Consider the following 6,981-nt stretch of genomic DNA (forward strand, 5'->3'; position numbering starts at 1 on the left):
GAGGATCCGGGCGTTGGTGGGGTCGAGGTCGAGTGCGGCGGTGAAGTCGGTGATGGCCTGGTCGTATCGGTCCGCCTGCTGATGTGTTACTCCGCGGTGGGTGAGGATCCGGGCGTTGGTGGGGTCGAGGTCGAGTGCGGCGGTGAGGTCCGCCACTGCTTGGTCGTATCGGTCCGCCTGCTGATGTGTTACTCCGCGCTGGGTGAGGATCCGGGCGTTGGTGGGGTCGAGGTCGAGTGCGGCGGTGAAGTCGGTGATGGCCTGGTCGTATCGGTCCGCCTGCTGATGTGTTACTCCGCGCTGGGTGAGGATCCAGGCGTTGGTGGGGTCGAGGTCGAGTGCGGCGGTGAGGTCCGCCACTGCTTGGTCGTATCGGCCCGCCTGCCGGTGCGCTTCTCCCCGGTGGGTGAGGATCCAGGCGTTGGTGGGGTCGAGGTCGAGTGCGGCGGTGAGGTCCGCCACTGCCTGGTCGTATCGGCCCGCCGCGCGGTGCGCTTCTCCCCGGGAGCCGAGAGCCCGGGCGTTGGTGGGGTCGAGGTCGAGTGCGGCGGTGAAGTCTGTGATGGCCTGGGTATTTTGGCCTAGCCAGTAGTGTGTCTCCCCACGGTGAACCAAGGCCAGGATGTTGTGAGGCTCGGTGGCGATGGCCTGGTCGAACTCAGTGAGGGCTTCTTCGTCGCGCTCGGCGAAGAAAAGATGACGCCCGCGGTGGGTGTGGGCCCAAACCCGGGCACCAGCGCTCAGCCGTCCATGAGTCAGCAAGGCGGTGAGACAAACGATGGCAGGCTCCGCATCGGCGATAGCATCCCGGAACCGCCCGGACCAACTGAGCAGCGCCGTGTCAGCGGTATCACGTGCGGCCTGCTCAAAGGCCTCAGTCCATTGCCGCAGCACCGCCGTGTCCTGGCCCGCAGCCTGTACAACCTGTTCGAGAGCAGACGCCAGATACACCCCAGGGCGCGCACACAGGCGATGGTAGGTCTCGTCCAGACGATGCCGGCGCCATCCGGGATCTCCCCAGCGTTTCGCCTGGGGAATGCCCTCCTCGACCGCGGCGCGCCAGCCGGCGTGGACGTCAGCGAGCCGGACATGTGCCGCGGCCCAGCGCTGAGGGGAGTGGGCGCGCTGCTGGCGGACCATGCTGGCGCGCACCACCGCGTGGTAGTGCTTGAAGTCACCGTGGCCACTGACGAACGGCTGCCCGCAGAGCCACTCCCACAGCCCCGCTGATTCGGGCTGCGACGCGGCAGCGAATACATCCTCGTTCAGCTGCAGCGGCAGGGCGCACGCCCGGATCGCTTCGCGCTGGTGCGGGTCCGTGATCCACTGCACGAACCGCTCGACCGCCACGTCCGCCACGTCCCCGCTCGCGTCCACCTCCTCCACAGCACTGGGACGGGCCAGAGCAAGCAGTTCTACGAGCAGCGGCAACCCCATCGACAGCTGCAGCACCGCCTCCACCACTCCCGGCTCGCTCACGCCCCGGGCGGCCAGTAGCGACCGTGTCTCCGCCTCGGTGAAGACCTCCAACGGCACATCAGCCACCTGTGCCCGCAGCGGCGCCCACTCCCGCTCCGCGAGCTCGTCCCGCCCGGCCAGCACCACCATCACGTTTACTGGCACCGGACCAAACTCTTCCTCCAGCAGACCGAGCAGCCAGCTGTCCAGGTACCGGCCAGTCTGCTCCCACGTGTCGATGAACAGCACCACCCATGGGTGACGTCCGCACAAACGCTCCAGCTCCGCAACGAACGCCCGGCTCAAACCGGCCTCATCACCCCCACGCCCCCGTCGCTGCGCCCGGGCACGGGCCCCGGAGCGCAGCCGGTCCAGCCCCTGGGCCGCGGCATCCGTGTTGGCCATCGCCGTCACTAGGCCGGCCCCGGGAATCAGTGACACCGCCCCCAGCGCGGCCTGCGTCACCATTCGGCTCGACACCGAGGCCTCTGCTTCTGCTGGCACCGGCTCAGCGGGAGCTTCCTGCTCCTTTCGGAACTGCTCCAGCGCCTTGTCGAACTCCTTGAACGGGCCGGTCTGCTCTGCCAGTTCCTGGGCCAGACCCGCCAGGGCCTGTTGAACACCGTGGACGTCGTTCTCGTCCACCACCGCCGTTGCCGCACCCGCCCGCCGGGCCGCTTCCTGCCACTGCCGCAGCAGAGTGGACTTCCCCACCCCACCCACCCCGCGCACATGGAACAGGAATTCCGCCGGGTCCTCCTCCGACTCCGGGTCCTTCGATAAATTCTCTGTGAACAGCGACAACTGTGCCCGGCGCCCGACGAACTGTGCCTGCGCACGCTGCCGGATCAGCTCGCCCCGTGACCGGCCCCGCCCCGACCTGGACATCCCCGCCCCCTGTTTCGTGTCTGCCGTGCCCGGCGTTCCATACCGGCCTCGCCCGCATTTTCTCTCTTCGCGCTTCAGAAGGGGGAAGCTCCAGGCATCTGGCTCGGTTCGGGCCACCGGGTGGAACTTATCTCGGGTGGTACCAGCCATGACGCTCAAAGGCCTGGAGAAGTGGCTGATGCCGGTGGGCGGCTCCGGTACCTCCGTACCTCGTCCCGTAAGAACCCGCATATCTCAGCTCCCTTTCTCGGGCCGGGCTAGGGCGTGTCTGATAATTGATCTTGTGGCTGGTCGAGGTGAACTTACGGATGCGGCGTGGGAGCAAATACGACCGCTGCTTCCCGCGATGGATGGGCGGGGTAGGCCCTGGCGGGATCACCGGCAGGTGATCGACGGGGTGCTGTGGCGGCTGCGGACCGGCGCTCCGTGGCGAGATCTGCCCGAGCGGTACGGCCCGTGGCAGACCGCCTACGAACGCTTCGCCCGCTGGGAAGTCGATGGCACATGGGCCAGGTTGCTTGAGCACGTGCAGGTCCGCGATGACGCGGTGGGCCGCATCGAGTGGACCGTGTCGGTGGACTCCACCATCAATCGTGCCCACCAGCACGCCGCCGGCGCCCGCAAAAAGGGGAGCCCTGCGGGGACAAATTGGAGGATCCTCAACGCTCGGCGGCGCGGCAGGCTCTCGGCCGATCCCGGGGAGGGCTGACCACCAAGGTCCACCTGGCCGTCGACGGACGAGGCTTGCCGCTGTCCATCGTCCTGACACCGGGCAACGTCAACGACTCCACGATGTTCGACGCAGTCCTGAACGCCATTTACGTTCCCCGGTCCGGGATGGGCAGGCCCCGACGCCGACCTGACCGGGTGCTGGCCGACAAGGCGTACTCCTCCCGGGCTATCCGGGCCGCACTCAGGCATCGTGGCATCAAGGCCACAATCCCCGAACGCTCCGACCAGGTCGGCAACCGGCGTCGAAAGGGCAGCGCCGGCGGCCGCCGCCCCGCCTTCGATCGGGAGGCATACAAGCACCGAAACGTCGTGGAACGCTGCTTCAACCGGCTCAAACAGTTCCGAGCCGTCGCCACACGGTTCGACAAGCTCGCTACCCGCTACCAGGCGGGACTGCAGCTGAGTTCGCTCATCTTGTGGCTACGCGATCTGGTGCCGTGACCACCGGGCGAACAGATTTCGCCGCCTGCGAGGTTGAGTCGTGAACGCCGTTTGCGGGACACCCAGCGCATCGAGCCGTGACATGAGCCGAACCTCTTGCTCTGATGTGACAGCGATCCACAGGGCTGTGCCCGTGTCGCTGGCGCTGAAGATCTCTCGACCTTGTCGCCACGCCTCGGAATGAATCGTGTAGGGAGCCAAGGCCAGAAGCGCGTCGAACTGCGTGTCGTCGCGGACATCGAGGTCAATCCCCATGCCAGGATCACCTTTCGCAGACCGGACGCCCTCGGCTACCTCGTTGGCGGCCATCGACAACACCTGCTCGTACGCGGGCACCACTTCCCGTGGCCATGCGATATCGCTGTAGGCATCGACGTGAGCCGTCTCGATGCTGTCTCGCAGGACACGAAGAGCCTCACGGTGAACACGTACCACGTCTGCTGCCTCCAGGCCGTCTCGGAGGAACAGGTCTCGACGTGGTTCATCGGCTTCACTGGTCATGCGGCTCAGCCTTTCACGCGCCGATGTCGTCCGTTTGAAAGGCCTGACCTTTCGCGGCTGCGACTGCCGTTGTGGCCACGCAGCTGACGACTTCGCTCGCCCATAGCTTGATCATTTATCAGACACGGCCTAGTACTGCAACGGTGTTTGCCGTGACGGATGGTCAGTCGGTGGGGGCGTGGCCTCGTTGTTTGTAGTGGCTGGTTCGGGCTTGGTGTTGTCGTTTTCGGCGCCAGGTCGACCAGTGCAGGATGTGGTCGACGAGTGCGTGCCGTCGGTTGGTGAGGTGGTGGATCAGGCGTCTGATCTCGGCGAGGCTGAGGTGGATGAGCTGGGAGGATCCGTTTCTGCTTTCACGGTGTCGAGCTGGCGGGCCCGCAGGACGGTGAGGTAGGCGTGGGCAGCCATGGCCAGGGTGATGTGGCGGTGCCAGCCGGGGTAGCGGCGGACCTGGTAGTCGTCCAGGCCGCGTAGGGACATCTGCAACCGTCTTGGCTCGGCGGGTGCCGGAGGGAGGGGGCGACTCAGCCCACGCTGTAGCCGCCGTCACGAGGACGGGGTCCGATTGGGAACGGACCAGGAAACCGGGTAGGCGTTTGACTTGATGGTCGGTGGCGGCTCCGTCCTGGATTTCGCGGCGCGCTCGCGCAGGGCGCCGTGGTAGGCGTCGTTCTCAGCCTTGCGGTGGGCCTCGGCGTGCTCGCTGCGGTCCATGCCCCGCACCGACTCGGTCCGGCCCTGGCCAGGCTGGCCGGTGACCGCCTCCCGCAGCGCGTTCGCGGTCAGCGCCGACTCGTCGACACCCTCGGACATGCGATTACCGTGCATATTCACTCGGATGGGTGGCGTGAAGGAGCGGTGGTGTGCGTGCGCGGGTGGCATGAGGAGGGGGCGTGCGCACCCGGAAGGGTGTGCTCCGGAAGGAGGACATCGTGTTCCGTCATTCGGCACGTACGTTCGTAGTGGGTCTGTGCGCGCTGGTCGCGGCTGCGCCTGCGGCTCCGGCTCTGGCCACCCCGGGCGGCGGTGCGCCGCCCCTGGCGCCGCACACCGCCGACCGGGCTCTCCACGCACAGACACTCGCCGACCTGACTACTACGATGAAGGGTGAGGCGTACGCCTACGCCTCCTACAATCTCTACGCAACCGAGGCCGACCGCCAAGGCCTGACGGCCGTCGGCAAGCTTTTCCGGAATACGGCGCAGACCGAGCTGAGCGAGCACCTGCGCGAGGCGGCCACCCTGGCCGGAACTGTCGGATCAAACGCGGCCAACCTGCGCCAGGCCATCGATGGTGAGACCTACGAGCACCAGGTCATGTATCGCGGCTTCGCCGAGCAGGCCCGCGCGGACGGCGACCTTCAGGCTGCGAAACTCTTCAGCGAGATCGCCGCGGACGAGGGCCGTCACCGCGACGCCTTCCGCACGGCCCTCACGGCCGTGACCACCGGCCACGGCACCATCCCGGCGCCGCCGAAGGCCGACGTGGTGCCGGTGCCCGCCGGGCTGCCGAAGGTGAAGGCCGCCCGCACCAAGGCCAACCTGGACACCGCTCTGCACGGCGAGGCGCTCGCCCAGGCCAAGTACATGCTCTTCGCCGCCCACGCCCAGCAGACCGGTAACGCCGCGCTGGCCCGCCTGTGGGAGGGCACGGCCAAGGTCGAACTGCACGAGCACTTTGCCGGCGAGGCGGTCCTGGCCGGACTGGTCCGCACGACGAGGGAGAACCTGCGCAGGGCCATCACCGGGGAGCACAACGAGGCGACCACTGTGTACCCGGGGTTCGCCAAGCGCGCCACCACCGTCGGCGATACCGCCGCCGCCCGCTACTGGCGCAACACCGCCGCCGACGAGGCCAAGCACGCCGCCGCCTTCCAGCAGGCACTCGACCAGCTGCGCTGACCGCCCTGGCCGCACCCGGAGACCAGCCGCCCGCATCACGCGAGGCAGTCCGGCCGACGCCTCACCCAGGTCGGCCGGACTGCCTGTGACGTCGCTGCTACCGTGTCACCGCCCGGCGCCGGACCGGCTCGTGGAGAAACGGCCCTGCCAGGCCGCCTTCGCACCCGAGTCACCGATCCGGTACACCTGGAGGGCCGCGCCGACGGCCACGACCAGGGCGATCACCAGCGCCACAACGCGCACCACAACAGAAGAAGCCAGCCGGGCCGCGGCGGACGCCCCGCCCTCGGTGGGACTGTCGGCCTCCCCGCTGCGGTCTCGTTTCCGGCTGAGGCCGGCGCGGCCGAGCAGCCAGACGGCGACCGTCAGCACGAACAGGGCGATCGCCCACGGAGTGAGACCGGACCCCATCTCGGTGTGCTCCTCCACCAGCGCGCTCCCCCCTACCTGGTCCTCCAGCCACTCGCCGGATTCGGTGGTCAGCACCACCAGGACAAGAGTGATCAGCCCCATCACCGGCAGCACCCAGCCGAGCCTGCGCGCCGCCGAAGTCCACAGCGCACAGACCACGAGCGCCAATGCCGTCAGTGGGACCAGCACCACTGCGCCGTGAACGAAGAGGGGATGGCCGGGAAGGCCGTTGATCAGCCCAACATCCACAGAGGTCTCCTCCGACGAGCACACAAGGAAGCATTCACCCAGATATCTGCCTTTTCGGAGATTATGCGGTAGATCCGTCCGCGTACAGGAGGGGCGCGTGTATGGAGCAGTGCCCAAGGTGCAACATCGCCCTCGCACCTGCCGAGTCCTCAGGCTCCGGATGGGCCGTGAGTCCTGCCGACCGCCCGGCTGAGCGGTCAGTCCCCGCAGACGTCTTCGTCTCACGGGGCCAAGGAGAAGTAGTTCTCCTCTTCCTGGGAGAAATGCAGGCGCAGGACGGTGTGCAGTCCGTTGCTTTTTCAGGATCTCGATCGTCTGCTGCTGTTCGCGGTTCTCTCTGCGCAGCCGGCGCAGTTCCTCACGCTCCGCGCCGGTCAGCTCGCCCGGGGCACCCTCGCCC

The 6,981-nt window shown here is 67.7% G+C and carries 6 protein-coding genes and 1 pseudogene; 2 read left to right on the forward strand and 5 right to left on the reverse strand.

Annotated features, from left to right (window positions below):
- Window positions 1-2,346, reverse strand: a 2,346-nt coding sequence (locus ACIRJP_RS40820; protein WP_404186048.1) for a tetratricopeptide repeat protein, incomplete at its 3' end; no start/stop codon positions are given.
- Between the two features lie 283 nt (window positions 2,347-2,629).
- Here ACIRJP_RS40820 and ACIRJP_RS40825 point away from each other — a divergent pair.
- Window positions 2,630-3,519 (forward strand): IS5 family transposase gene (locus ACIRJP_RS40825; protein ID WP_404186049.1). Its coding sequence is split into 2 segments (ribosomal slippage): window positions 2,630-2,981 and window positions 2,981-3,519, totalling 891 coding nucleotides; the frame shifts between segments, so codons are not numbered across the junction.
- Here the strand turns inward: ACIRJP_RS40825 and ACIRJP_RS40830 are convergent.
- The 3 genes and pseudogenes from ACIRJP_RS40830 to ACIRJP_RS40840 all read right to left on the reverse strand — a co-directional run bounded on the left by ACIRJP_RS40830 (window position 3,499) and on the right by ACIRJP_RS40840 (window position 4,833).
- Complete coding sequence (locus ACIRJP_RS40830) at window positions 3,499-4,020, reverse strand: hypothetical protein (protein WP_404186051.1); 522 nt, start codon at window positions 4,018-4,020, stop codon at window positions 3,499-3,501. The genes ACIRJP_RS40825 and ACIRJP_RS40830 overlap by 21 nt on opposite strands.
- Window positions 4,021-4,314: 294 nt before the next feature.
- Window positions 4,315-4,488, reverse strand: a pseudogene (locus ACIRJP_RS40835) (IS701 family transposase); the annotation flags it as partial.
- A 78-nt stretch (window positions 4,489-4,566) separates the two neighbouring features.
- Complete coding sequence (locus ACIRJP_RS40840) at window positions 4,567-4,833, reverse strand: hypothetical protein (protein ID WP_404186053.1); 267 nt, start codon at window positions 4,831-4,833, stop codon at window positions 4,567-4,569.
- A 119-nt stretch (window positions 4,834-4,952) separates the two neighbouring features.
- On the opposite strand from ACIRJP_RS40840, the gene ACIRJP_RS40845 reads away from it, so the two are divergent.
- The gene (locus ACIRJP_RS40845) at window positions 4,953-5,921 is read left to right on the forward strand and encodes a ferritin family protein (RefSeq protein WP_404186055.1); all 969 of its coding nucleotides are present in this window, start codon (window positions 4,953-4,955) and stop codon (window positions 5,919-5,921) included.
- Window positions 5,922-6,026: 105 nt separating this feature from the next.
- Here the strand turns inward: ACIRJP_RS40845 and ACIRJP_RS40850 are convergent, their stop codons facing one another.
- Window positions 6,027-6,581, reverse strand: a complete 555-nt coding sequence (locus ACIRJP_RS40850) for a DUF2231 domain-containing protein (RefSeq protein ID WP_404186057.1) — start codon at window positions 6,579-6,581, stop codon at window positions 6,027-6,029.
- Between the last annotated feature and the right edge of the window lie 400 nt (window positions 6,582-6,981).

The sequence above is a fragment of the Streptomyces sp. NPDC102437 genome (assembly GCF_044765565.1).
Lineage (GTDB): Bacteria > Actinomycetota > Actinomycetes > Streptomycetales > Streptomycetaceae > Streptomyces.

Bases quoted from the DNA above. Each gene is read 5' to 3' on its own strand.
- ACIRJP_RS40830 (WP_404186051.1), bottom strand. From the start codon at position 4,020: ATGACCAGTGAAGCCGATGAACCACGTCGAGACCTGTTCCTCCGAGAC.
- ACIRJP_RS40840 (WP_404186053.1), bottom strand. From the start codon at position 4,833: ATGTCCGAGGGTGTCGACGAGTCGGCGCTGACCGCGAACGCGCTGCGG.